Raw genomic sequence first — 23,002 nt, forward strand, 5'->3', positions numbered from 1 at the left:
CATATTGTGCAGCGACGGTGGCATGGCGGTGTTTTTCGCGCCTGGGCTCAAGGTCACGGTTGGCCAGATGCCTGCGCTGACTTGGAGAGTAGTGTGAACAAGCTCGTTCTTGCACGGTATCTGGAACCGATCGACTGGATCGTCGACGTTCCCGAAGACTTCGAGATCTACATCTACAACAAGGGCGATGCGATCACCTCGCCGGCCGTGCTCAAGCGCGCCCGCAAGGTGGTGCAGCGGCCGAATGCCGGGCGAGAGTCGGAAACCTATCTCTTTCACATGATGACGGAGACCGAGGACAACGACGACTTCACCGTCTATTCGCAGGCCGACCCCTTCACTCATAGTCCGGATTTCATGCGGCTCCTGAGCGTCTGGCGCCAGTGGGATGACCTGCAGCCGCTGTCCTGGCAGTGGAAGTGCGACCATGAGGTTCCGCCATCCGGCATCCTGAAACTGTACGAAGAGCAGTTGGCCGGCCGTCTGCGCATCCGCCCGGAGCGGTTCTCGCTCTACACGTGGGCGCCGATCGAGTTTTTTGACATTGGCGCGCTGAACACCGGGCGCACCTATCGCCATGCCCATGGTCAATTGCCGGAAGGCACCAACATCGCGGCGCATTTCCTGACAATGGCGCAGTTGCCGGAGATTGCGGCAAAGGCCGAGGCCAGCTCGCTCGGGATCTTTTCCTATGGCGCGCTGTTTGCCGCACGCAACCACGTGATCAAGCAATTGCCGCAGGCGGCGGCAAAGCAGCTCTATCAGGCCTCCATGGCGCATCCCTGCTACGGCTACGTGCTGGAACGCATGTGGCTGCATTTCTTCGGCGCCGAATTCGAGCTTGCGCAATCGGCACCGATGAAACTCGACAAGGTCGAGGCCGAGGTCGCGGTTCAGCCGGCACCGAGGCCGGAGGCGCCCCGCCCGACCGGCTGGGATCACCCTCTGTTTGGGCCAAGCATCACGCCTTACCGGGAGGGTCGCATCGGATGAGGATCCCCTTCTGCGATCAGTCGGATGCCGCTGGAACAGTGGCGCCCGTGCAATGGACGTCCATCACGTTTATCGATGACGTGTTTCGCCATGCCTTCTGGCCCGCTAAGGAGTTTTTCTACGAACTTCTGGGCGCACCGCTTCAGGCCGTACTCGGCCAGCCGATGCCGATGAGTGTGCGGCGGCAGATGTGGCAGAACGGAACGCTGCGGCAGGAGGGTTCCGCCCTTCCCAAGGGACCGGAAACCGCCTGGCTGAATGAATACGCGACCTTAAGTCCGGACAGTCGCCGCACGCTTTCGACCTATGTCGATCCCCGTGCGCTGCATATCTGCTACGAGGCCTCGCCCGGCCTCCTCGACTTCCTGAAAGAGCGTGGTGTCACCTATATCGATATCCGCCTGTCGCCGATCCGCTTCCTGCCGGACGTGGTGCTGGCGATCACCAGCAACTCTTCAGACATCAGGGCGAAGCTGTCGCGCATCAGCCTGCCGCGCCACGAGATCGTTGCCGAAGCCACCAAACTTTCGGCGGCGTTCCGCCACCGCGATCGCTATGTGCCGCAGGCCAATATCCCTCGCCGCCCCGGCAGGCAGGTGGTCATCATCGGGCAGACCGCGTCGGATGCCAGCATCATCGTCGACGGCCGGTTTTTCCACTTCCGCGATGCGCTCAGTACGCTTCACCAGAAGCTGCAGGGCGCTCACGTCCTATACCTGCGCCACCCGAGCGCCTCGCCGGAGCATATCCGCAGCGAAACAGACCTGCTGCGCGGCATCTACCCGGCGCTCGAGGTCACCACGGCCAACAGCTACGACCTTTTGTGCTGCGACCAGTCGCTGGAGTTCCTGGGCATCTCCTCTGGCTTGATGCAGGAAGCGGCCTTCTTCGGTCGCGCCACCACGTCTCTTCTGCCTCCGGTCTGCCCGCTGGTGTTTTCCGACACGCCGGAGAGCGCGCAAGGTTATGCGCAGGTGACATTCGACACCTTCATGGACCCGCAGTTCTGGCGCTGCCTGCTCGGCGCTGCCGAACCGGACCACCGCGATACACTGCGCAACATGGTGCCCAACCAGCTGCGCGAACTGCACAATGTCTGGTGGGGTTATCCCGCCCACAAGATCAAGCCGAATGATTTCAACCGCACGCTCACCGGCGACATCCGGCCGGAGCTTGAACGCGTCTATGGCACGACGCGTTTCGTGCTGGACATCATCGCCGGCAACCAGCCGAGCATTGTCGGTGACGACATCACCAGCAGGCACTGGCGCTGGCCAAGCGGCGGCGTGGTGAAACTCGAGCCAGACGGCATCGTGACCCGCGACAACCGCAAGGCCGGCACATGGCGGCGACTGGCGCTTTCGGAACCGGCCTATTTCCTGCTGTGGGACGAAGGTTTCTGGGTCGATTTCGTCCGTTACGCTGGCAATGGCCGTCTGGTCTGCCGCAACAATATCGGCGGCCAGTTCGCCGTCGCCCAAGCCTAGCGCCTGTCCGGGAAAGGCGCAGGACCGGCTTTCCCGAAGGCGAACGTGAACAAGAGATCGAGAGCGCCAAGCGCCAGACCCGCAGCGCGGACACTTCAAGGAGACTGACATGCATCACCCGGACGGCGCCTCCCTCAAGGTGCAAGACCTCAACAACGATTCGCCAGCCGCCCAGACCGGCGAAATCGAGCGCTGCGATGCGGCAATCGATTTTCTGCGCGCCCAGATCGCCAACCTGACGGGACAGCTGGCGGACAACGAACGGCGTCGCCACGAGGCGGCAAGCCGGGTGGCGTCGACAGCTCCCGAGGCCGCTGCCGCAAGCCTTGACGATGCCGCCGCGCGCAAGATCAGCGGCGCCCTGCACGACAACGGACAGAAGGCATTTGTCCTGCAGACCGTGTTGTCGGAAGTCGCTCGCGGCTCATTCGTGCGTTACGCCGACCTGCTCTCGGACCTGCGCAAGGTGCCGGGTCTCGAATCCCTCATCGACCAGCACATCCTGCGCACCGGTTATGCCACCGGCCTCGACCGCTCGGCGGCCGTGCGCAACATCACGGCGAACGATTACCAGCGCCTTCACACGCAGGACGTTGCCTACCAGACCAACAACTGGATGGTGGAGCACCTGCCGTTCATCGTGGCCATGCGGCCGAAAAGCCTGGTGGAAGTCGGCTGCGGCAACGGGCGCTTCCTGCATGCTGTGGCTCCCTATGTCGAGACGCTGACGGGCCTCGACTGGGCGCGCTCGCCGCTTTTGACCACGCTTCCGAAAAACACCACTTTCCAGCAGGCCAATGCGCTGACCGATGCCATCCCGTCGGCAGACGTCTGCTGCTCAGCCGATGTTCTCGAACATTTCGAACCCGCAGCGCTGCCGGCCCTGATCCGCAAGCTGCACAATTCGGCAAAGCTGAGCTACCACGTCATCGCCTGTTATGACGATGGCCATAGCCATTGCTCCGTCTTCAACCCCGGCCAGTGGCTGGCGCTGTTCCGGACCATCGATCCGGCCTACCAGCTGACAATGATCAGCCCGCGCCGCCAGCGCCCCGACCAGCTGCTGTGCGCCATCACCAATTTTGCGCCGGCCGTCGGCCAAGCCGTGCAGCTTGGCCCGATCAGCGGCAACTGGGCCACCGCCAGCGGCAAGACCGTCTCCTTCGACAAGGACATGAGCGTAAAACTGTCGGGCGTTCCGGCGGCAACCTGGGTGCCCTCACAGGACCGTGAGACCGCCTCCGTGCGCTGGATCGAAAGCGGTGCGACGGATCTCGTTTCGCTGTCCAAGGACAAGCAGACGCTCACCATCGACAACCTGAATGGACAGCAGTTCCAGGTTAGCCGCGCATGACCATCACCGCCTTGCCTCCGTTGGAGCCAATTACCTCACAGGATCATCCATGAACATGCTGATTTCGGAAAACACAGCGTCCACAAGCGCGGACTGGGGCGATGCACCGGCGCTCACCAAAGCCGATCTGGAGGGCAGCTTCTGGCAGCTTTCCAGCCTCGATGCCGGCGCCCTGTCGCCCTTCCTGGTTCTGGCGCCGGAGGGCCGCATCGGCAACTTCTTCGAACCGTCGGTGGATTACTGGCACGTGTTCCAGGATCGCCTCTGCCTCGTCAACAACCGGGGCGAGCTGACGGTGATCTTCAATGCTGCGCAAATGCAGGACGGAAAGATCGTCGGCCTTGCCGGTCGCGGCACAATTGGCGCAACCGGCGGCGTCTTCATGCTGACGCGGACGCAACACCCGGCGCATCCGGTCCGCCCGACACCGGCAGGCGTCGAGCGCAAGGCAAACTTCCTCGTTCAGCTCGAGCGCCCGCTGCGCCCGAACCTTGTCGTCGTGCCGGCCAATTCCGAGACGCTGCACGGCAACTGGCTGGACAATCTTCCCGATGCCAAGCGCAGCTGGGATCTCTGCGTCGGCTATTACGGCACGGAACGCCCCTTCCTGCCGGCGCCGGCGGAATATCTCGCTCACCTGCCGCAGAAGCGCAAGTTCATGCTGCTGGCCGATCTGTTCTACGCGGGTAGCCCGCTTTGGGCCTATGATCGCATCTGGCTGCCGGATGACGACCTGATGGTGACGGGCGAAGAGATCAACCGGATGTTCCACCTGTCGCGCAAGCATGGCCTGGACCTGTGCCAGCCGGCGCTCACCGATGCACCGGGCAGCCATCCGAACCATCCGATCACCATCAAGCGTGCCGAAGGCGGCGTGCGCCACGAGCGTTTCGTCGAAATCATGTGCCCGCTGTTTTCGCGCCGGGCGCTTGAGATCTGCATCGGCAGCTTCAAGGATTCGGTCTCCGGCTACGGCCTCGATCATCTCTGGCCAAGCTTCCTCGGCCGCCCTGAAGAGCGCATGGCCATTCTCGATGATATCGGGGTTGCCCATACACGTCCGATCGGCGCCACCTACGACATCGGCTCGGCGATTGGCGAACAGAACGCAACCTTCCGCGGTTACGGCTTTCGCTACGAGCAGATCCCCGGCGTCCGCTGAACATTGTCCAGCCTGACACACATGAAAAACCCGGCGGTTGCAGCAACCGCCGGGTTTTTCATGCCGTCTGTTGAACGGGAATGTTTGGCGTCAGTTGAACGAGCGCACCAGGCTTCCGACCAGAAGGTTCCAGCCGTCGATCAGCACGAAGAACAGGATCTTGAAGGGAAGCGAGATGGAGGTCGGCGGCAGCATCATCATGCCCATGGCCATGGTGATGGCGGCAACGACCATGTCGATGACCAGGAAGGGCAGCACGATCAGGAAGCCGATTTCAAAACCGCGACGGATTTCAGACAGCATGAAGGCCGGGATCAGCACGCGGTAATCGATAAGCTCCGCCGTGCCGACCGACTGGCCGCGCTCGCGCGCGATGTCGACAAACAGCGACAGGTCCTTGTCGCGCGTATTGGCGCTCATGAAGGTGCGAAAGGGTTCGGCGATCCGCTGCACGGCTTCCGCCTCGTTGATCTGGTTCTGCAAAAGCGGCTGCACGCCGTCACTCCAGGCCCGGTCGAATGTGGGCGACATGACGTAGAAGGTCATGAACAGCGACATGGAGATGAGGACGAGGTTGGAAGGGGCGGTTGCGAGCCCCATGCCGGTGCGCAGGATCGAAAAGGCAATGATGAAGCGCGGAAAGCTCGTCACCATCACGAGGATGCCCGGCGCGATGGACAGCACCGTCAAAAGCCCGAAGGTGCGGATGATCCACGCGGCAGCCGACCCGTCGATTGGCAGGTTCAGGAGATCCGTCGGAGATTGCTGGGCCAGCGCAAGACCCGGTATCGCCACAAGGGCGATCAGCAGCGAGATCAGTCGAATCATTCGATCACGAAGGTCCTAAACATCACCTTCGATACTTTGCCTTGCGAACGCAGGTCAACACGTTCCTGAATGTCGTCCTTAAGATATTGAAAGCCGCGCGGCCCTTCGATCTGCTGAAGGGAGACAGTGCGCATGTAACCCAGGATATCCTGGTGAATGTCTTCCGCCATCGCCAGTTCCGGCGGGCCGTTGAAGGCAAGCGCCACTTCGAGCCTGATCCAGCTGTCGGAGGGGTAGGCAAGATTGGTGGTGATGGGCTCCAGCTGTACGACGCCGGCAGCCGCCGTTGCGATATGGGGAAGTCCTTCTTCCTTTTTCTCGCCGTGCGCGGCGGCAGGCGCCGAGGCAGCCGTTGCCGCTTCGACGGGCGCCTTTGGCGCGATCATGCCACCCAGGACCCAGCCGGCGCCGGCGCCGACCAACGTCACGATGGCGATGGCCACGATCGTTATCACCATCGACCCCTTCTTTTTTTCCGGAGCGCCGTCCGCTGCCTCTTCCATTACGTGGTCCTTTACGGTTTGCCGTCTGCTCAGAAGGGCGAGAACAGGTCGACGACCTGCTGGCCGACCGGTGGCTGCTGCACTTCCATCAGGCGGCCACGGCCGCCATAGGAAATGCGGGCCTCGGCAATCTTGTCATAGGAAATGACGTTCTTGGAATCGACATCCTGCGGGCGCACGATACCGGCGACGTTGAGGATGCGGATCTCGTGGTTGACGCGCACCTCCTGCGAGCCGGACAGCAGCAGATTGCCGTTTTCCAGCACGCCCGTCACCACCGCCGCCACAAGAAGCTTCAGATTTTCCGAGCGCTTGGTCGAGCCCTTGCCCTTCGATGAGGTGTCGGAATCGCTGCTCATGTCGCCATCGGTGGAGGGCGTGAGCCCGAGGATATTGGCGGCCACGCTCCACGTGAGGCTTGTGCCGTTGGTGCGGCTGCGGTCGGTCTCGTTGTCGAAATTGGCCTTGTCGTTGATCTGGATGTCAACGGTCAGGATGTCGCCGACGTTGAGCGCGCGCGCGTCCTTAAACAGCGCCGCCTGGCTGTCGCTCCACAGCGAATAACCGCTTGCCGTCTGGTGCGGCTGCTTGGGATAAAGCGACATCTGCGGCGTCTGGGCATAGTTCAGCCCGCTGCCGATCGGGCTCATGGCCGGGGCATTGCCGATTTCCTTGATCGTCTGGCTCTGGCAGCCGGTGAGCAGGAGAACGGCCAGCAGAGCGGGTGCGCGCTTGGTCATGAACGGTCCTTCGAAGTATTGGGGTCTGACGCGCTGGAGAGGATCGAGGAAATCATGCCGGCTTTTTTCGCATCCATTTCGCTGAGGATCAGGCCCGACTGGCGCGCCGGCAGTTTCATGATGATGGCGGCAGCAATGCCCGGCTCCATCGCCTCGAGCCTGGGAGCAGCGGCGTCGGCCTTCATCGTCTTGTAGATGTCGACCAGACCGACCTGGGCGCGGGCCAGGAAATCATTGCGGCGTTTCAGCCAGTCCTCGTATTCCGCCTTGCGGGTTTCGAGCACGACAATGCGTTCATCGACGCCCGATTGCAGCTTTTCCAGCTCCTGTTTCTGGAGGAGATAACGCTGGTCGCGGGCGCTGTCGGCAATGTTGGTGCAGAACTTTTCGATGTCCTGCCCTGTTGTCGTCGGAAACTGCGGGCCGTTCAGGGGGGCCGTTGCCTGCTGCGCATTCACCTGCGGCACGAGCAGCAACAGGGCGGCGGCGGCCAGGAGTTTTGGTGCGAACCGGCCTTTGGAGGCAGAAGCGCTCGAAACGGCTGCGGTCATCATGAACTTGCCCTTCGTCATTGGATCACCAGCTCCGCCTGAAGCGCGCCGGCCGACTTGATGCCCTGGAGAATGGCGATGATGCCATCAGGCTTCACGCCGATGCTGTTGAGACCGGCCACAAGGCTGCGCAGATCCGGCCCGTTGAGGATCGCAACATTGCTGCCGCTCTTCGACACGCTGATATCGGTCTGCGGCTGCACCGCTGTCACGCCATTGGAAAACGGCTCCGGCTGTACGATCTGCGGTGTCTCGTTGACCTGGACGGTGAGCGTTCCATAGCTGACCGCCACGCGCGACACCTTCACATCCGCGCCGATAACGATGGTGCCGGTGCGTTCGTTGACGACCACCTTGGCGGGCGTATCGGTATCCACCACAAGGTTCTCGATCTCGGCCATCAGGCGCGTCAGATCCGCCGTCTTCGGCTTCTGCACGATGACTTCCTGCGAATCGCGCGGCTCAGCAATCGGGCCGCCATACCGCTGGGCGGCAAAATTGTTGACGAGATCGGCAATACGCACCGCAGTCGAAAAATCCGGGTTGCGCAGCTGCAGCACGAGATTGACCGAATCCTTGAATTTCGACGGCAGCTCGCGCTCAATGATCGCGCCGTTCGGCACACGGCCGGCTGTGGTGATGCCTTCGGTGACGGAGGCCGCCTGCCCTTGCGCGGAAAAACCTGAGACGATGACAGAGCCTTGCGCGACCGCATAGATCTGGCCGTCAGCGCCGGTGAGCGAGGTCATGATCAGCGTGCCGCCGCGCAGCGATGTCGCATCGCCGAGCGAACTGACGGTGACGTCGAGCCGGCTGCCGGGGCTTGCAAAGGGCGGCAGGGTGGACGTCACCATGACGGCGGCCGTATTCTTGGCGCTCGACTGGCCGCCTTGCGTGGAAATGCCGAGGTTTTGCAGCATGGCGCGCATCGACTGCTCGGTGAACGGCGAGGAGCGCAGGCTGTCGCCGGAGCCTTGCAAGCCCACAATCAGGCCGTAGCCGATCAGCTGGTTGTCACGGCCGGCCTGCAGCGAGGCGATATCCTTGATGCGCGCGGCATCCGACAGCGCCGGATCCGCAAAGGTCAGGATGGAGAGGACGGAAAGGCCGGCGGCCACGAGAAGACGTTTCATCATTTCGCCATCACCTGCACGGAGCCGTCACCCATCACGGTACCGGAAACGGTTACGCCGGAATCGAGATTGCGCACGCGGATCACATCGCCGACCGAGGCGTTTTCGAGCGGGGTTCCGGAGGCGGAAATCATCATATTGCCGACCGCAAAGGTGAGGCGCACGGAGGCGCCGCGCTTCACCGCAAAGGGCGCGCGCAGCGTTGCCACCTGAATGGTGCGGCCGGGCAGCAGCGTGCGCGTGCTGATCATGCCGCTCACCTCGTCGATGGCCGTTGCATACCCGCCGGCGATATTGGGATTGGTCACTTCGACCTCCTTCAGCGCGGACGGCGAGATTTCCTGGCCCGGATAAATGATCTGCGTGGGCACGATGGCGACGCCCATGTCTGCATGGGCAAGGCTGGCAAACGCTCCTGCAGAAAGGTGCAGGGCCGCCACCAGGGCAAGGCGCTTCATGCTGCGTGTCCGGCGGAACATCATGTCTGCCACCCTCTTTGTTTCCGGTTACTTCAGGTTCTTCGAGACGATGGAGGCCATTTCGTCGGCGGTGGTGATCACCTTGGAGTTCATCTCATAGGCACGCTGTGCCGAGATAAGGTCGGTGATTTCCTTGACGGCATCGACGTTGGAGGCTTCCAGATATCCCTGCTTCAGGTAACCGAAGCCAGGATCTTCAGGGGCGGCCACAATGGCTTCGCCAGAGGCTGCCGTCTGCTGGAACAAGTTGTCGCCGAGCGGCTTCAGGCCGGCCTCGTTGACGAAGTTGGCAATCGTCAGCTGCCCGATCTCAGTGAAATCACTGTCGCTGCCGACACGCACGCTGACCTGGCCGGTGCGGCTGATCACGGTTTCGCTGACATTGGCCGGAAAGGTGATGTTGGGCACGACGGCATAACCGTCGATCGTCACCAGCTGGCCATCGGCATTGGTGTTGAAGGCACCGGCGCGGCTATAGAGCGTATTGCCATCCGGCGACTGGATCTGGAACCAGCCCCGGCCGACAACGGCGAGATCAAGATCGTTCTCGGTCTGCGTCAGCTGACCCTGCGTGTGGATGTTGCGCACGGCCGACGTCTGCACGCCAAGGCCGATATTGGCGCCCTCAGGCACGATCGCCTGGTTTGCCCGGTTCGGCACACCTGCGGCGCGCTCCGTCTGGTACAACAGGTCGGCAAACTCGGCGCGGGCGCGCTTGTAGCCGGTGGTGTTGATATTTGCGATATTGTTCGCAATGACTTCAAGATTGGTCTGCTGGGCATCCATGCCCGTTGCAGCGACAGAAAGCGCTCTCATGTCTTCGTCCTAACCGTTACATCTGCATCTTTGTGATTTCGAGATAGGCGTTGACGATCTTGTCGCGGAAGGCGATCGCCGTCTGGAGCGACTGCTCCGCCTGCATGACGGCATCCACCACTTCGCGGGTGTTTGCCGTGCCCTTGATGCCTTCGAAGGACATGGCTTCGGCCGACTTGAGGCTGTTGCTGGCGTCGGTTGCCATGTTGCCGAGCACGTTTGCAAAGCTCATGGCGGAATTTTCCGCCTGGGCGGCCGAACCGGCTATCGACGAGGAGGAGCTGGAGCTTTCGGTTGCCGATGTGCCAAGGCCACGGGTCAGGGAAAGCGAGCTGACATTCTGGATATTGTCGATCATTGCGAAGCCTTCAGGAGGTCGATGGTGGCGGCGACCAGTTCGCGCGTCTGCTTGATGGTCTGGAGATTGGCGTCATAGGTGCGATTGGCCTCGCGAAGGTCGGCCATCTCGATCAGCATGTTGACGTTCGGCATCTTGACCATGCCCTTGTCGTCGGCGGCCGGATTGCCCGGATCGTATTCCTCGACGAAATCCGACTGGTCCGTGCCAAGCTTCTTGACGTTGACCACCTGCGCACCGGACGCCTTGTCCAGCTCCGCGCCGAACGTGATCGTCTTGCGGCGATAGGGATCGGCACCGGGCGTGTCGCCGGTCGAGCGGGCGTTGGCGATGTTTTCCGACACGATGCGCAGGCGGGTGGCCTGCGCTTCGAGGCCGGAGCCGGCGATTTTCGAAGCGGCTGAAAGCGGGTCCATGATGGGTCTACCTCTTGACTGTCATCAGCATCATGCGATGGAAGGATTTGACGAGGTTCGTGCTCAGCTCATACTGACGCTTGATCTCGCCCGTCTTGGTCAGTTCTCCGGCAAGACCAACGGTGTTGCCCGATTCCTGAATACCGATTTCGTTGTTGAGCTTTTCCTCTTCCACATCCACGTTGATGCGGCTGCTGACGCCGGTGCCGGACAGGTGGCCCGGCTGCGTGCGGGCCATGCTCATGCCCGTGGAGTTGAGGACGGCGGAGAACGGCGTGACGTCCTTGGCCTTGTATTGTGGCGTGTTGGCATTGGCGATGTTGCCGGCAACAACCTCCTGGCGAATGGACAGCCATTCCGCTTGACGCGATGCCAGGTCGAACAGTTGAATGGGTTGCATGGGCTTCTCTCCATCTTGTAGGGGAAGCCTATGCCTTTAATCTTGCGTCAGACTTACGGGCCGGACGATGCGGCATCATCGTAGATCTCGCCGGTCGAGGTGATGATGACCCATTTGCCGTCGCGCTTCTCGATGATGGCGAGCCGGCTGTTATCGGGCAGGATCGAACCGACCCGCACCATATACATGCCGGAATTGTCCTGGATGAGCGCGCGCCCGTTGGCCACATGCATCAACCGGAAACTGTTGCCGCCGGGGAAAGGCTGTTCCGGCGCCACGGCGCTGTCGGTCTGGCGGCCACGGTCGGGCTTGGCAACCGTTGCCGTCGTCAGCGTATCCAGCGGTTCCAGCATCTTGTCGGGCGGCGTCGTCTTGTCGTCGTTGTCGACGAGGGCGAGCGGCGAAACGCTGAAGACAGGGCGCGGCGGACCTTCCGGCAGGTCGCGCGTCATCTCCATCGGCGTGACCCTGATGCCAAACTTGTCTTCGTTGAAGAACACGTACCAGGGGAAGGATGCAGATACGATGGCAATCAGGATGCCGGCTCCCGCCAGCATCCGGTCACTCGAAAGCCTGAAGCCGGCAAGGCGGCGGCGAGCCGGCGCGACGGGCGCGTCTTCGCGTGCGTTGATGCTCATCGGCGGTTATCCTCTTTGTCTTGTCGGTGTCTGCGCCGGAGCCGCGCCGGCGCGAAGCGCGGCGGCGAGATCCGCATAGGCATCGGTCACCGGCTGGTCACCCGGCGATTGCTTCAGGACGTCGTAGATGATCGGCACCTGCTTGATCGCCATGTCGAGATCCGGATCGCTGCCGGTTCGGTAACCGCCGATCAGGCGAAGGTCGCGGGTTTCCTCGAAACGGTGGATGAGCGCCTTCAGCCGCGACACCAGCTTTTCCTGGTCGCCGTTCCAGGCCTTGCGGGCGAGACGCGAGATGGAGGACAAAGGATTGATCGGCGGATAACGCCCCTCTTCCGCCAGGCTGCGTTCCAGAACGATATGACCGTCGAGAATGCCGCGCGCCGAATCGGCGATCGGGTCGTTGTGGTTGTCGCCATCGACGAGAATGGAGATGATCGCGGTGATCGTGCCCGCACCTTCCGCCCCGGGGCCGGATCGCTCCAGCAGGCGCGGCAGCTCGGTAAAGACGGAGGCCGGGTAACCGCGGGCAATCGGCGGCTCGCCGGAGGCAACCGCCACCTCGCGGATGGCATGGGCAAAACGCGTCACGCTGTCTGCGATGAACAGCACGTTCTCGCCCTTGTCGCGAAAATGTTCGGCAATGGTGATGCCGACAAGCGGCGCCATCTTGCGCAGCATCGGGCTTTCATCGCTGGTGGCAACGACGGCAATGGATTTCGCCATGTTGTCGCCGAGCGTATCCTCGATGAATTCACGCACTTCACGGCCACGTTCACCCACAAGCGCGATGACGACACGGTCAAAAGCATCGGCACGCGCCATCATCGACAGAAGCGTCGATTTACCGACGCCGGAGCCGGCAAAGATGCCGAGGCGCTGGCCAAGGCAGAGTGGCGAGAAGATATCGATGGCGCGAACGCCGGTGCGAAACCCGGTCTCGACGCGTTTGCGCGTCATGGAAGGTGGGGCGGTGTTGGAGATCGAGCGCTTGACCGGGCCGTTCTTCAGAGGCCCCTTGCCGTCGATGGGTTCGCCAAGCGCGCTGATCGTGCGGCCACACCAGCTCTCATCAGGCGCGACGCGAAAGGCGCCCTTGCGGATGACGACATCGCCGATGCCGATCGGTTCGCCGGGCTCGATGGGGCAAACAAATATGATGTCAGGCTCGACGCGAACGACTTCGCCGAGATGAATGCCGGTGGCACTGCGATGGGCGACGAATTCGCCAAGCCGCACATGCCGGGAAAGGCCGGCCACCGTATAATGGCCAGCTGCGATGGTGCGCACGCGCCCGCCCGGTGCCACGGCCACCGAAGGATCGGCAAAGCGGCGCACCAGCTCGGCCATATGGGACAGTTTTGCGCCGGCACCGGTTTCGGCCATTCTCGTTTCCATGCGTTATGTCCTAGAGGTCAGCGTGTGCCGCCCAGCGTCTTGATCGCTTCGCCGAACTGCTGTTCCGTGTCGCGCATCAGCGCCGAAATGCCTTCGAAGGCCCGGTTAACCTGGATCAGCTCGGTCATCTGGCCGATGGCATTGACGTTGGATTGTTCGAGATAACCCTGGGTCACGCCGACATCGAAGGCATCGACGACCGGCTGCGGCTGTTCGACCGGGATGACGCCGGCGTTTTCGTAACGCAGGTAACCCTTGGAAATATCGGCGCTGAACACGCCAAGTGTTGCGACCGGATTGCCGTCCTGGCTGATGCGGCCATCGGCGCCGACTTCCGGCGGTCCGCCTGCCCGGTTGAGCTGGATCGGCGCGCCGCCGGCATCGAGCACCGCATAACCCATGTTGGACACAAGCTCGCCGGTTTCCTTCATGGTAAACCGTCCGTCACGCGTCAAAACCTGGCCGGCGGGGGTATCGATGGCAAACCAGGCATCGCCCTTGATGGCGAAATCCAGCGCATTTCCCGTCTTTTCGAGCGCACCGCTGCGTGTCGACAGATAGTCATTGCCCTGGGTGACGAAGGCGACCTTGGCGTTCAGCTCGTTTCGGGTCTTGCTCAAGACCTCGTCGAACTTGACTTCGGTCGCGCGAAAGCCGACCGTATTCATGTTGGCCATGTTGTCGGCAATGGTATTCAGCCGGCGCTCCAGCGCGATCTGCGACGAAATACCGACATATAATCCGGACTGCATATCATCTGCCTCCGTGTCTCAACTATAGGGAACGGGGGCAACGCCCATGATGGGCACCTCTCCGCACGGGTGGAGAGGGCGTTACCCCCTGATGCAGCCGACACTAGGAAGGCAGACTTGCGCGAGGCTGTTTCGCGCCGGCACAGGTTTCAGGCGCCGTTTACCCAGCCTCACGCAAGCCACGCACCGTATCCCGAAACCTGATACAACCACGGTACAGGCTCGCCATGACCATTATTATCGGATTCGTTATCACACTCGGCTGCGTCCTCGGCGGCTACATGGCCATGGGCGGCCATCTGGACGTCCTTGTTCAGCCGTTCGAGCTGGTGATTATCGGTGGCGCCGGTCTCGGTGGCTTCATCATGGCCAACCCGATGAAAACGGTGAAGGATGCCGGCAAGGCGCTGGGTGAGGCTTTCAAGCATGCCGTTCCCAAGGAACGCAACTATCTCGACGTTCTGGGTGTCCTCTATTCCCTGATGCGTGACCTTCGCACAAAGTCGCGCAACGAGATCGAAGCGCATATCGACAATCCGGACGAATCCTCGATCTTCCAGTCGGCCCCGACCGTGCTGAAGAATAAGGAACTCACCGCCTTCATCTGTGACTACGTGCGCCTGATCATCATCGGCAATGCCCGCAGCCACGAGATCGAGGCGCTGATGGACGAGGAACTCGACACCATCCTGCACGACAAGATGAAGTCCTACGATGCCATGGTGATCATGGGCGATTCCTTCCCGGCCATCGGCATCGTGGCCGCCGTTCTCGGCGTTATCAAGGCCATGGGCAAGATCAACGAAAGCCCGGAAGTTCTCGGCGGCCTCATCGGCGCCGCCCTCGTCGGCACCATGCTCGGCATCTTCCTCTCCTACTGCCTCGTCAGCCCGCTCTGCTCGCAGATCAAGATCGTGCGCAACAAGCAGCACCGCCTCTACATCGTCGTGAAGCAGACGCTGATCGCCTACATGAACGGCTCCGTGCCGCAGGTGGCGCTGGAATATGGCCGCAAGACCATTTCCGGCTACGAGCGTCCCTCCATCGACGCCGTCGAGCAGGAAATGATGAACCCCGGTGGCGGCGGCGAAAGCAAGGCGGCATAAAGACCATGAGCGACGACACGCAAAAATCCCCTGATCGCCTCGATCACGCGCTTCTGGCCAAGCTGACCAATGGCCTTGGCGACCGCCAGACAGTTGAAAAGATCTGCGGCGATTTCGGGCAGCTCTATTCGGTTTTCCTGCCCGACGTCTTCCACAGCGAGACGGGTATTTCGATCGAGGTCTCCTATGTCGGTTTCCAGTCCGGCCTGATGCCGGACCTCATTGCCGAGCTTGGCGATACCGTCTGCCTGACGGACGGATCCTTGCGCAACTGGTGCCCGAATTTCGTGCTCGCCTGCGGCAACAGCTTCATTATCGGCCTGATGGAACGCATGCTGGGCGCTGATCCCTCGATGGTTGAACAGCCGCCGGAGCGCCCGCTGTCGGATATCGAAATGGATCTCGGCACCATGGTGTTCGAGCGAACGGCCAATGTGCTGCGCTCCGGCGTCAATGCGCCCGGCGGCTTCGAGGCCATGCTGGAACGCCCGCACAATGCCGGTGACCGGCCGCCTGCCGATCCGGACATGCCGGTGGAATATGGCGCGACCATCCGCCTTGCGGTCGATATCGGCAAGGTCACCTCGGAAATCGCTCTCGTCATTCCCCAGCGCGCTCTTTTGAAGACGAAGGTGGAAGTGCCAAAGCCGAAAGGCCAGATCTCCAAGAACCGCAAGGAATGGCATGACAAGATCACCGAGCAGGTGCGCCGGTCCCCGGTGACGCTCGAAGCCCGCATCCGGCTGCAGAGCCTGACGCTGAAAACCATCTCCAAGCTGATGGTCGGCGATGTCATCGCCTTCGAGGACAAGACCGACGTTCAGGCTCAGGTCAGCGCCAATGGCAAGGACATGTACAATTGCGAATTCGGGCGGTCCGGCGAGCGCTACACGGTGCGCGTGAAGGACAATATCAGCACCGAGCAGGAGCTGCTGCGCCACCTCATGGGTTAAACAAGAGCACTGCTCATACCGCAATGCGAAGAATGGGCAGCTTCACGCAAGTTTCAACAGGAATAGTGTTTTCATGGCTACGAAGAAAACCCCAGCACCCGATGACGATATTTTTCCCGCTGCCGGCAATGAAGCCGAGCTGGACCAGGCGATTGATGACCTGCGCGGCGTGCTGAAAGCAGACGGCGATGCACCGGCCAGCGATTTCGGCGCGGAATTCGGTGCCGAGTTCGGCGCAGACACGGCAGCGCCGGCCGCAGACTTCGGTGGTTCCGATTTCGGCGGCGCGGATCTCGGTTCGGACTTCGGCGGCGGCGATTTCGGCGGTGCTGATCTTTCGGGCGCAAGCTTCGGCGGCAGCGATTTCGGCTCCGGTGCTGCGATATCCGAGCCCGGCAGCGGGCTCAATTCAAACCTCGACCTGATCATGGATATCCCGATCACGGTCGAAATCGTGCTCGGCACAAGCCGCATGCAAGTTTCAGGGCTTATGGGTCTTGAAGAGGGCGCCATCATAGCGCTCGACAAGCGGATCGGCGAGCCGGTCGAGATTACGGTAAACGGACGGCGGATCGCCAAGGGTGAGATCACTGTCCTCGAAAATGACGATACGCGCTTCGGCGTGAAGCTGACGGAAGTCCTGAGCACAAAGAAAGCCTGATCCTTAACGGGACAGTGAGGGAAGACCATGATGGACTTTGACGATTTCGGAGGCGCAGTCTCCACGAAACCGTTATCCCAAGCTGAAAAAGCCGCTGCCGTCCTTCTTGCGATGGGCAAGGGGGTGGCTGGGAAGCTGTTGAAATATTTTACCCAAAGCGAGCTGCAGACGATCATCGCCTCGGCGCAAAGCCTGCGTGAAATCCCGCCGGACGAACTGTTGCAGCTCGTCAACGAGTTCGAGGATCTGTTCACCGAAGGTGCCGGCCTGATGGACAATGCGCGCGCCATCGAAGGCATTCTCGAAGAGGGGTTGACGCCGGAAGAAGTTGATGGGCTGCTTGGCCGCCGCACCGCCTTCCAGGCATTCGAGACCTCCATCTGGGACCGCCTGCAGGATGCAGATCCGGAATTCGTCGGAAAATTCCTCCAGCGCGAACATCCGCAGACGATTGCCTATATCCTGTCCATGCTGCCCTCGTCCTTCGGTGCCAAGCTGCTCATCCAGCTGCCGGACAGCCGCCGCGCCGACATCATGAACCGCACGGTCAACATGAAGGACGTCAGCCCCAAGGCTGCCCAGATCATCGAGAACCGCGTGATGGAACTCATCCAGATGATCGAGGCCGAGCGCAATTCCAACGGCTCCAACAAGGTAGCCGAGCTGATGAACGAGCTGGAAAAGCCCCAGGTCGATACGTTGCTCAGTTCGCTGGAGACAATCAGCAAGGAATCGGTCAACAAGGTTCGTCCGAAGATCTTCCTGTTCGAAGACCTTCTGGCCATGCCGCAGCGCAGCCGCGTGCTGCTGCTCAACGACATCGCTGCCGATATCCTCACCATGGCGCTGCGTGGCGCACCGGGCGAGATCAAGGAAAGCGTCCTGTCGGCGATCAGCCCGCGTCAGCGCCGCATGATCGAGTCGGATCTTGGCGCCACCAACGTCGCGCTCAACCCGCGCGAAGTGGCCATTGCGCGGCGCGCCGTGGCCCAGGAAGCCATCCGTCTGGCCAATGCCGGCCAGATCCAGCTGAAGGAGCCGACGCCCGAGGGCGAAAAGGCAACCGAAGCCGCCTGATCGCCAGGCACAGCAGATACGCACGGCAACAGTGCCGTGCGACCGGAGCCATGATGGCCCCGCCCTTTGGAACCGACGACGGCTCTTGCCGTCCAACGCAAGGATGAAGCCTTGTCGGACGAAGATAAAGACAGCAAAACAGAAGACCCCACAGGCAAAAAACTGCGGGACGCCGCAGACAAAGGCAATGTGGCCCATTCGAAAGAGGCGACGCTTTTTGCGTCGTCTTTGGCGTTTTACTGTTACCTCTTGTTTTACCTGCCCGGCGCCACGGCAGAGCTTGGCGAAACGCTGAAGGACCTCCTCGACAAGCCCGACCAGTGGCGTCTTGAAAACGCGACGGATGTCGTGTCCCTGTCGGTGCATCTCGGCTGGGCCTCGGCTGCTTTCCTGTCACCGGCCATGCTGATGTTCTGCCTCTTTGGCCTGTGCTCCTCGGTCATGCAGAACATGCCGTCCTTCGTTCTGGAGCGGGTGCGCCCGCAGGCGTCGCGCGTTTCGCTTTCCAAGGGGTTTGCCCGCATCTTCAGCGTGCCCGGCCTCGTGGAATTCGGCAAATCGCTGTTCAAGGTCGCCGTGGTCGGCATCTGCATGTACCTGGCCATGCGCAGCGACTTCCTGCACTCCATCGACGCGATGTTTTCAGACCCGACGGTCATCCCGAGCATGCTCTACGCGTCCACCAAGAAGATGATGGTGATCATCCTTCTGGCGACTGCGACGCTTGCCGTCATCGACTTCTTCTGGACCAAACATCACTGGTTCAGCCAGCTGAAGATGACCAAGCAGGAGGTGAAGGACGAGAACAAGCAGGCGCAGGGTGACCCGATCGTCAAGGCCCGCCAGCGCTCGCTGATGCGCAGCCGCGCCCGCAACCGCATGATGAGCAACGTGCCCCGCGCCACGCTCGTCATCGCAAACCCCACCCATTACGCGGTAGCGCTGCGTTATGTGCGCGAGGAAAGCGACGCGCCGATCGTCATTGCCAAGGGCACGGATCTCGTCGCGCTGAAGATTCGAGAGATTGCCGAGGAAGCCGGCATTCCTGTTTTCGAGGATCCGCCTCTGGCGCGCTCCATGTTTGCGCAAGTCTCGGTGGATAGTATCATCCCCGCCGCCTTCTACAAGGCAGTGGCAGAACTGATCCACCGGGTCTACGCCACCCGGTCGCCCTAGAAACGGATGCACGAGACACAATGAAAAAATGCGACTACTCGTTGGAAAGAGAAAAAATCCTTGCGCAGGCGATCAACCCGGTGGCGACCGAATTACGGCTGCTGGATGCGGGCGACCTCATTTCGCTGCTGCGGCTGGAGCGTTACGGCAGCATAGCCGACCTGGTCTCATCGGCGGCTGAGCTTTATTTCCACCCGGGCACCGTGAACTTCGGCTCGGGCGGCGAATATCGGCTGGAATGGGATGGGCCGCCGCAGATCATGCTGGATCTTGAAATCAAGCCGCGCGGCGTCTCGGTTTATGCGCGCCTGATGCTGAGCGACCAGACGGCCGGCATCGAGATCGACCACATCACCTTCCAGGACCCCTCGCAGGACCCGCTGGAAAACACCGCCTTCCTGTCGCGCAGCCTGCACGAGGCCCGCTTTGCCAAGCCGCCTCTGGAAATGGCCGGCTGAAGAAGGGCCGATGGCCTGCCCGACATCTTCTGATCAGTGAATATAACCCAGGCGGATCGCTTTTGCGATCGCCTGGATGCGGTTCACCGAATCGAGCTTGATGGTGGCCGATCCGAGATAGGCGTTGACCGTGTGGACCGAGAGACCGAGCTTTTCGGCAATTTCTTCGCTGATCTGGCCATCGCCGGCCAATTGCAGGCAGGAAATCTCGCGTTCACTCAGCGTTTCGGATGGCACGGACTTGCGCTCGTCAAGCGCGAGAAGATCCATCATGATCTGGCAGCTGCGCACATGCTGGTCGATGACGGCATCGCTCGACAGGTCGATCGACGTGCCGCAGAAGATTGCATAGCCATTGCCGACGGCGCCCAGGCGCACGGGAAAGGCAATGCCGGCAAAGAGCATGCCGCAGTCTTCCAGCCGGCGGATCAGCGGTGCCTGGTCCACGGCAGAATCGGCGGAGCCCGGCCCTCCGTCAGGCCCCGGCCAGCTCATCGGCAGCAGCGAAACATCGATGTGGTGAATGAGGATGTCGCCATAGGCGGCAATCAGGGCGGCGGTGTTTTCGGTCGCCGCTGCCCCCCAATTGTCCAGTTCGCAGATCAGCTTGCGCTTGTTGGGCAGGCCTGTGCCGCTGACACGGAACACGGCAAAACTTGAGGCCCGCATGCTTTTCTGCATGGCGACGAGTTTGGGAAAAATATCCGAACGGCTGCTGGCTCGCTGAACACGAAGGTATTGCATTCCCGCTTCCGGCTCTCCCCCCGTTGTCCGCGAGTACCCCATTCAGCCTTTCCTATACAAGATTGTTGCGCACAGCATAGGCGATGGCCTCCGACCGGGTCTTGGTTGCCGTCTTGCGCATGACGCTGGTGATGTAATTGTTGATCGTGTTGCGCGAAATGCCCAGAATGACCGCGATCTCGTCGCTGGTTTTACCCTCGGCAATCCAGAACAGGCATTCCAGTTCGCGGTCGGTCAACTCGAAATCGCGCTCCACCCTGATATCGCGGGTCTCGCCAAGGCTCATCGCATACCCGGCCAACAGCCCGACTTCCCGCAACCGGTCCTGCGACAGGATGATGCCTTCGATGAACAGCAGCATGACCGAAAACCGCGTGCGCCCGGCACAGAAGGTGAGCGAGCAATACTGGCGGCTCACTTCTTCCGGCAGGCTGAGATCATCGGGCAGCAGCGAAAACTGCGGCGTCAGCAGCGCCAGACATTTTTCGATCTCCGTCGAGCGCGAATAACCCTTGGCCAGATCCGCGCCGAGCCGGCGCACCAGATCGAAAGGCCAGTTGGAAGCAACGATGAAATCCAGCCCCTGGTCCTGGATCAGGTCGTAGCGGGCCAAAAGATAATGTGAGGAGCCGACATAGTCGGAGAGGATGCGCATGGCCGACTGAATATTGCCCGACGCTCCAGCCAGGGACAGGCGACGCAGAACTTGCTCTCGCAACAACGCCTTGGGGGCAGCGGGCTCCAGAAAATGCCTCCCCTCCAGCGTTGGATCTGCGTTTCGCAACTCCATTTCGTTTCATCTCCCTTTCAGGGAAAACACTTCAAACGCCTGTCATTGCCCTTGGATCACGCCACGTCCGGAAAACAGGTTACAATCCCGCGATCCGATTGTCTTCAATGCGCTGCAGCGAATCATGGTCATTTTAGGAAGCTGCCACGGAATTGCCATAACCTCTTGTCGTTTTCCTAAAAAGCTTTTGCCCAACACGCGCAAAGCTGTCGGTCAACCTACGGTATAAACACACCATAAGCAAAAGGCCGGCAAAGCCGGCCTTCGTTATCACGGTATCGTGATCGCATTCGGAACTTACGCAGCGCGGTCGACCGCCCATTTGCGCAGGATCTTGGCAGCGCGCTCCTCGCTGATCTCCACCATGCGGGCAAGCCGCTTTTCCGGGCCTTCCTTGACGCGGCGGTTGAAGCCGCCGTTCGGATCGTCGCCGCCGCCGAACACATCGTCTGCGCTGTCGAATCCGAAGTCGGAGCCGAAGCCGTCCATAAGGGAGGGGCTTGCGCCGCCCGGCGAGAAATCAGGCAGCTCAAGACCTGCCGCCTCGGGCGCTGCTTCACCGGCAACCACAGTACCGGTCACACTGCGCACCACAGGGCGGACACCGAGCCAGACGACCACGAAGGCGACGGCGACGAAGGCGAGCGAGTTGATGATGCCGCCCATATTGCGCATCAGCATTTCCGAAATGCCGGGACCGGTGACGGCCTCGTCGAGCAGCTGCGTTTCGAGGAAGTCCATCGCCGTCACGGTGACCACGTCACCGCGCTCGACATTGACGCCAGCCGCCGTCGTGACAATCTTCTGCATCTCGGCCAGATAGGCATCGATCTTCTGCTGGTCTGCCGGTTCGCCGACCATCTTGGCAATGCGGCCTTTGTTGACGACCACGGCGATCGACAGTTTTTCCACGACATAGCTGTTGCGGGTGGTGGCGGTGGTCTTGGAATTGATCTCGTAATTGGTCTGCTCTTCCTTCTTGTCGGTCTCATCCGACGATTCCGGGCCTGCATTGCCACCGCCCTGCGGGGCCGCCTGGGGCACGTTCTGCTCCACGGTTGCGGCGCTGTCAGACTGGCGCTGCTGCGACTTCTGCGCCTCTTTCGTCACCTTGACCGAGCGTTCGACGCGCGATTCCGGATCAAACACGGTTTCCTGGATCTGCTGGCTGTCGGTGTTGAGGGCGGCTGTCGCGCTGGAGCGAAAATTGTCCATGCCAAGGAAAGGAGCGAGCGCCTTGTCGATATTGCTTTCGATTTCCTGCTGCACGCTCTGGACAACATTCATCGAACGGTTGAGCGCGTTGTTTCCATATTCGTCGCCGGAGGCAAGCAACTGGCCGGTGGAATCGAGAATGGTGACGTCATCGACTTCGAGCGCCGGGACGGCAGCGGCCACGAGATGACGGATGGAAGCGGCGGCCTTGCGGCCGGTTTCGCTGGACGCGCGGATCATCACCGATGCCGTCGGCTTTTGCCCGACGCGGCGGAAACTTCCAACGTCAGGCATGACGATATGGACGCGGGCGGCGGCAATGCCGCTGATCTGCTGGATGGACCGGCCGATTTCGCCTTCCAGTGCCCGCACGCGCGTCACTTCCTGCATGAAGGAGGTGAGACCGAGAGAGCCGACATTGTCGAACAGCTCGTAGCCGGCATTGGTGCTGTTGGGCAGGCCGCGCTCGGCCAACATCAACCGCGCCTTGCTGGTCATGCCGGCGGCAACCTGGATGCTCTTTCCGTCGGCGCCTGCCTGGAAATCGATGCCGGCCTCGGCCAGCGCCGTGCTGACCTGGTTGAGGTCAGCCGTTTCCAGTCCGACATACAAGGCCTCATAGGAAGGCTTGTTGACGTAAAGCGCCGCGGCAATGACGATCGCCATCGACACCATGCCGACACCGGCCATGGTCAATAGCTTGGTCTGCCCGAGCGAACCGAGATTTTTAAGGATTTGTGGAAATTGAGCTAACAGATTCATTCTGTTCCCGCACCGTCAAAAAGGAAAAAAGAGCCCTTTGCCCAACTGCAAC

The 23,002-nt window shown here is 61.3% G+C and carries 26 protein-coding genes; 10 read left to right on the plus strand and 16 right to left on the minus strand.

Annotated features, from left to right (window positions below):
- Positions 1 to 93: 93 nt before the first annotated feature.
- The 4 genes from AC4CWF_RS15820 to AC4CWF_RS15835 all read left to right on the plus strand — a co-directional run bounded on the left by AC4CWF_RS15820 (position 94) and on the right by AC4CWF_RS15835 (position 4,996).
- Positions 94 to 993, plus strand: a complete 900-nt coding sequence (locus AC4CWF_RS15820) for a hypothetical protein (RefSeq protein WP_491282594.1) — start codon at positions 94 to 96, stop codon at positions 991 to 993.
- On the plus strand, positions 990 to 2,480 hold the full coding sequence (locus AC4CWF_RS15825; RefSeq protein WP_491282595.1) for a hypothetical protein: 1,491 nt from the start codon (positions 990 to 992) through the stop codon (positions 2,478 to 2,480). The genes AC4CWF_RS15820 and AC4CWF_RS15825 overlap by 4 nt, the downstream gene beginning before the upstream one ends.
- Positions 2,481 to 2,589: 109 nt before the next feature.
- Positions 2,590 to 3,834, plus strand: a complete 1,245-nt coding sequence (locus AC4CWF_RS15830) for a class I SAM-dependent methyltransferase (protein ID WP_491282596.1) — start codon at positions 2,590 to 2,592, stop codon at positions 3,832 to 3,834.
- 49 nt (positions 3,835 to 3,883) lie between these two features.
- Positions 3,884 to 4,996, plus strand: coding sequence for a DUF707 domain-containing protein (locus AC4CWF_RS15835; protein WP_491282597.1), 1,113 nt, complete (start codon positions 3,884 to 3,886; stop codon positions 4,994 to 4,996).
- Between the two features lie 90 nt (positions 4,997 to 5,086).
- Here AC4CWF_RS15835 and fliP read toward each other — a convergent pair whose 3' ends face one another.
- Genes fliP through flgF form a run of 13 tightly spaced genes read right to left on the minus strand, consistent with a single transcriptional unit; the run spans position 5,087 to position 14,008 of the window.
- Positions 5,087 to 5,824: a flagellar type III secretion system pore protein FliP gene (gene fliP / locus AC4CWF_RS15840; protein ID WP_491282598.1), complete on the minus strand. Its 738-nt coding sequence runs from the start codon at positions 5,822 to 5,824 to the stop codon at positions 5,087 to 5,089.
- Positions 5,821 to 6,327, minus strand: a complete 507-nt coding sequence (locus AC4CWF_RS15845) for a flagellar basal body-associated FliL family protein (protein WP_491282599.1) — start codon at positions 6,325 to 6,327, stop codon at positions 5,821 to 5,823. Before AC4CWF_RS15845 ends, fliP begins: the two co-directional genes overlap by 4 nt.
- Positions 6,328 to 6,356: 29 nt before the next feature.
- Positions 6,357 to 7,067, minus strand: coding sequence for a flagellar basal body L-ring protein FlgH (gene flgH / locus AC4CWF_RS15850; protein ID WP_491282600.1), 711 nt, complete (start codon positions 7,065 to 7,067; stop codon positions 6,357 to 6,359).
- Positions 7,064 to 7,618 carry a MotE family protein gene (locus AC4CWF_RS15855; RefSeq protein WP_491285427.1) on the minus strand — a complete coding sequence of 185 codons (555 nt, stop codon included), beginning with the start codon at positions 7,616 to 7,618 and terminating at the stop codon, positions 7,064 to 7,066. Before AC4CWF_RS15855 ends, flgH begins: the two co-directional genes overlap by 4 nt.
- Before the next feature lie 17 nt (positions 7,619 to 7,635).
- Complete coding sequence (locus tag AC4CWF_RS15860; protein WP_491285428.1) at positions 7,636 to 8,751, minus strand: flagellar basal body P-ring protein FlgI; 1,116 nt, start codon at positions 8,749 to 8,751, stop codon at positions 7,636 to 7,638.
- A complete protein-coding gene (gene flgA, locus AC4CWF_RS15865; protein WP_491282601.1) occupies positions 8,751 to 9,233 on the minus strand; it encodes a flagellar basal body P-ring formation chaperone FlgA in 483 nt (160 codons plus the stop codon). The genes AC4CWF_RS15860 and flgA overlap by 1 nt, the downstream gene beginning before the upstream one ends.
- 24 nt (positions 9,234 to 9,257) lie before the next feature.
- The gene (flgG, locus tag AC4CWF_RS15870; RefSeq protein WP_491282602.1) at positions 9,258 to 10,046 is read right to left on the minus strand and encodes a flagellar basal-body rod protein FlgG; all 789 of its coding nucleotides are present in this window, start codon (positions 10,044 to 10,046) and stop codon (positions 9,258 to 9,260) included.
- 16 nt (positions 10,047 to 10,062) lie between these two features.
- The gene (gene fliE / locus AC4CWF_RS15875; protein ID WP_491282603.1) at positions 10,063 to 10,404 is read right to left on the minus strand and encodes a flagellar hook-basal body complex protein FliE; all 342 of its coding nucleotides are present in this window, start codon (positions 10,402 to 10,404) and stop codon (positions 10,063 to 10,065) included.
- Complete coding sequence (gene flgC / locus AC4CWF_RS15880) at positions 10,401 to 10,820, minus strand: flagellar basal body rod protein FlgC (protein ID WP_491282604.1); 420 nt, start codon at positions 10,818 to 10,820, stop codon at positions 10,401 to 10,403. Before flgC ends, fliE begins: the two co-directional genes overlap by 4 nt.
- Before the next feature lie 7 nt (positions 10,821 to 10,827).
- Positions 10,828 to 11,220 (minus strand): flagellar basal body rod protein FlgB, encoded by a 393-nt coding sequence (gene flgB / locus AC4CWF_RS15885; RefSeq protein WP_491282605.1) that lies wholly within the window; start codon positions 11,218 to 11,220, stop codon positions 10,828 to 10,830.
- Positions 11,221 to 11,273: 53 nt separating this feature from the next.
- A complete protein-coding gene (locus tag AC4CWF_RS15890) occupies positions 11,274 to 11,858 on the minus strand; it encodes a flagellar protein (RefSeq protein WP_491282606.1) in 585 nt (194 codons plus the stop codon).
- Positions 11,859 to 11,864: 6 nt separating this feature from the next.
- Positions 11,865 to 13,244, minus strand: coding sequence for a flagellar protein export ATPase FliI (gene fliI / locus AC4CWF_RS15895; protein ID WP_491285429.1), 1,380 nt, complete (start codon positions 13,242 to 13,244; stop codon positions 11,865 to 11,867).
- 29 nt (positions 13,245 to 13,273) lie between these two features.
- Positions 13,274 to 14,008: a flagellar basal-body rod protein FlgF gene (gene flgF, locus AC4CWF_RS15900; protein ID WP_491282607.1), complete on the minus strand. Its 735-nt coding sequence runs from the start codon at positions 14,006 to 14,008 to the stop codon at positions 13,274 to 13,276.
- Positions 14,009 to 14,235: 227 nt separating this feature from the next.
- Between flgF and motA the strand changes: the two genes are divergently transcribed.
- From motA to AC4CWF_RS15930, 6 genes are all read left to right on the plus strand, one after another.
- The gene (motA, locus tag AC4CWF_RS15905; protein ID WP_491282608.1) at positions 14,236 to 15,114 is read left to right on the plus strand and encodes a flagellar motor stator protein MotA; all 879 of its coding nucleotides are present in this window, start codon (positions 14,236 to 14,238) and stop codon (positions 15,112 to 15,114) included.
- A gap of 5 nt (positions 15,115 to 15,119) precedes the next feature.
- Positions 15,120 to 16,067 carry a FliM/FliN family flagellar motor switch protein gene (locus AC4CWF_RS15910; protein WP_491282609.1) on the plus strand — a complete coding sequence of 316 codons (948 nt, stop codon included), beginning with the start codon at positions 15,120 to 15,122 and terminating at the stop codon, positions 16,065 to 16,067.
- Between the two features lie 73 nt (positions 16,068 to 16,140).
- On the plus strand, positions 16,141 to 16,728 hold the full coding sequence (fliN, locus tag AC4CWF_RS15915) for a flagellar motor switch protein FliN (RefSeq protein ID WP_491282610.1): 588 nt from the start codon (positions 16,141 to 16,143) through the stop codon (positions 16,726 to 16,728).
- 27 nt (positions 16,729 to 16,755) lie between these two features.
- Positions 16,756 to 17,805: a flagellar motor switch protein FliG gene (gene fliG, locus AC4CWF_RS15920; protein ID WP_491282611.1), complete on the plus strand. Its 1,050-nt coding sequence runs from the start codon at positions 16,756 to 16,758 to the stop codon at positions 17,803 to 17,805.
- A gap of 111 nt (positions 17,806 to 17,916) precedes the next feature.
- Positions 17,917 to 18,981, plus strand: a complete 1,065-nt coding sequence (flhB, locus tag AC4CWF_RS15925; protein WP_491282612.1) for a flagellar biosynthesis protein FlhB — start codon at positions 17,917 to 17,919, stop codon at positions 18,979 to 18,981.
- A gap of 20 nt (positions 18,982 to 19,001) precedes the next feature.
- Positions 19,002 to 19,439 carry a BspJ family T4SS effector nucleomodulin gene (locus AC4CWF_RS15930; protein ID WP_491282613.1) on the plus strand — a complete coding sequence of 146 codons (438 nt, stop codon included), beginning with the start codon at positions 19,002 to 19,004 and terminating at the stop codon, positions 19,437 to 19,439.
- A gap of 33 nt (positions 19,440 to 19,472) precedes the next feature.
- Here the strand turns inward: AC4CWF_RS15930 and visR are convergent, their stop codons facing one another.
- The 3 genes from visR to fliF all read right to left on the minus strand — a co-directional run bounded on the left by visR (position 19,473) and on the right by fliF (position 22,950).
- Positions 19,473 to 20,225: a transcriptional regulator VisR gene (gene visR, locus AC4CWF_RS15935; RefSeq protein WP_491282614.1), complete on the minus strand. Its 753-nt coding sequence runs from the start codon at positions 20,223 to 20,225 to the stop codon at positions 19,473 to 19,475.
- A 10-nt stretch (positions 20,226 to 20,235) separates the two neighbouring features.
- Positions 20,236 to 20,973, minus strand: a complete 738-nt coding sequence (visN, locus tag AC4CWF_RS15940) for a transcriptional regulator VisN (protein WP_491282615.1) — start codon at positions 20,971 to 20,973, stop codon at positions 20,236 to 20,238.
- 297 nt (positions 20,974 to 21,270) lie between these two features.
- Positions 21,271 to 22,950, minus strand: a complete 1,680-nt coding sequence (gene fliF / locus AC4CWF_RS15945) for a flagellar basal-body MS-ring/collar protein FliF (protein ID WP_491282616.1) — start codon at positions 22,948 to 22,950, stop codon at positions 21,271 to 21,273.
- Positions 22,951 to 23,002 lie beyond the last annotated feature (52 nt).

The organism is Neorhizobium sp. PAMB6630 (genome assembly GCF_058242775.1).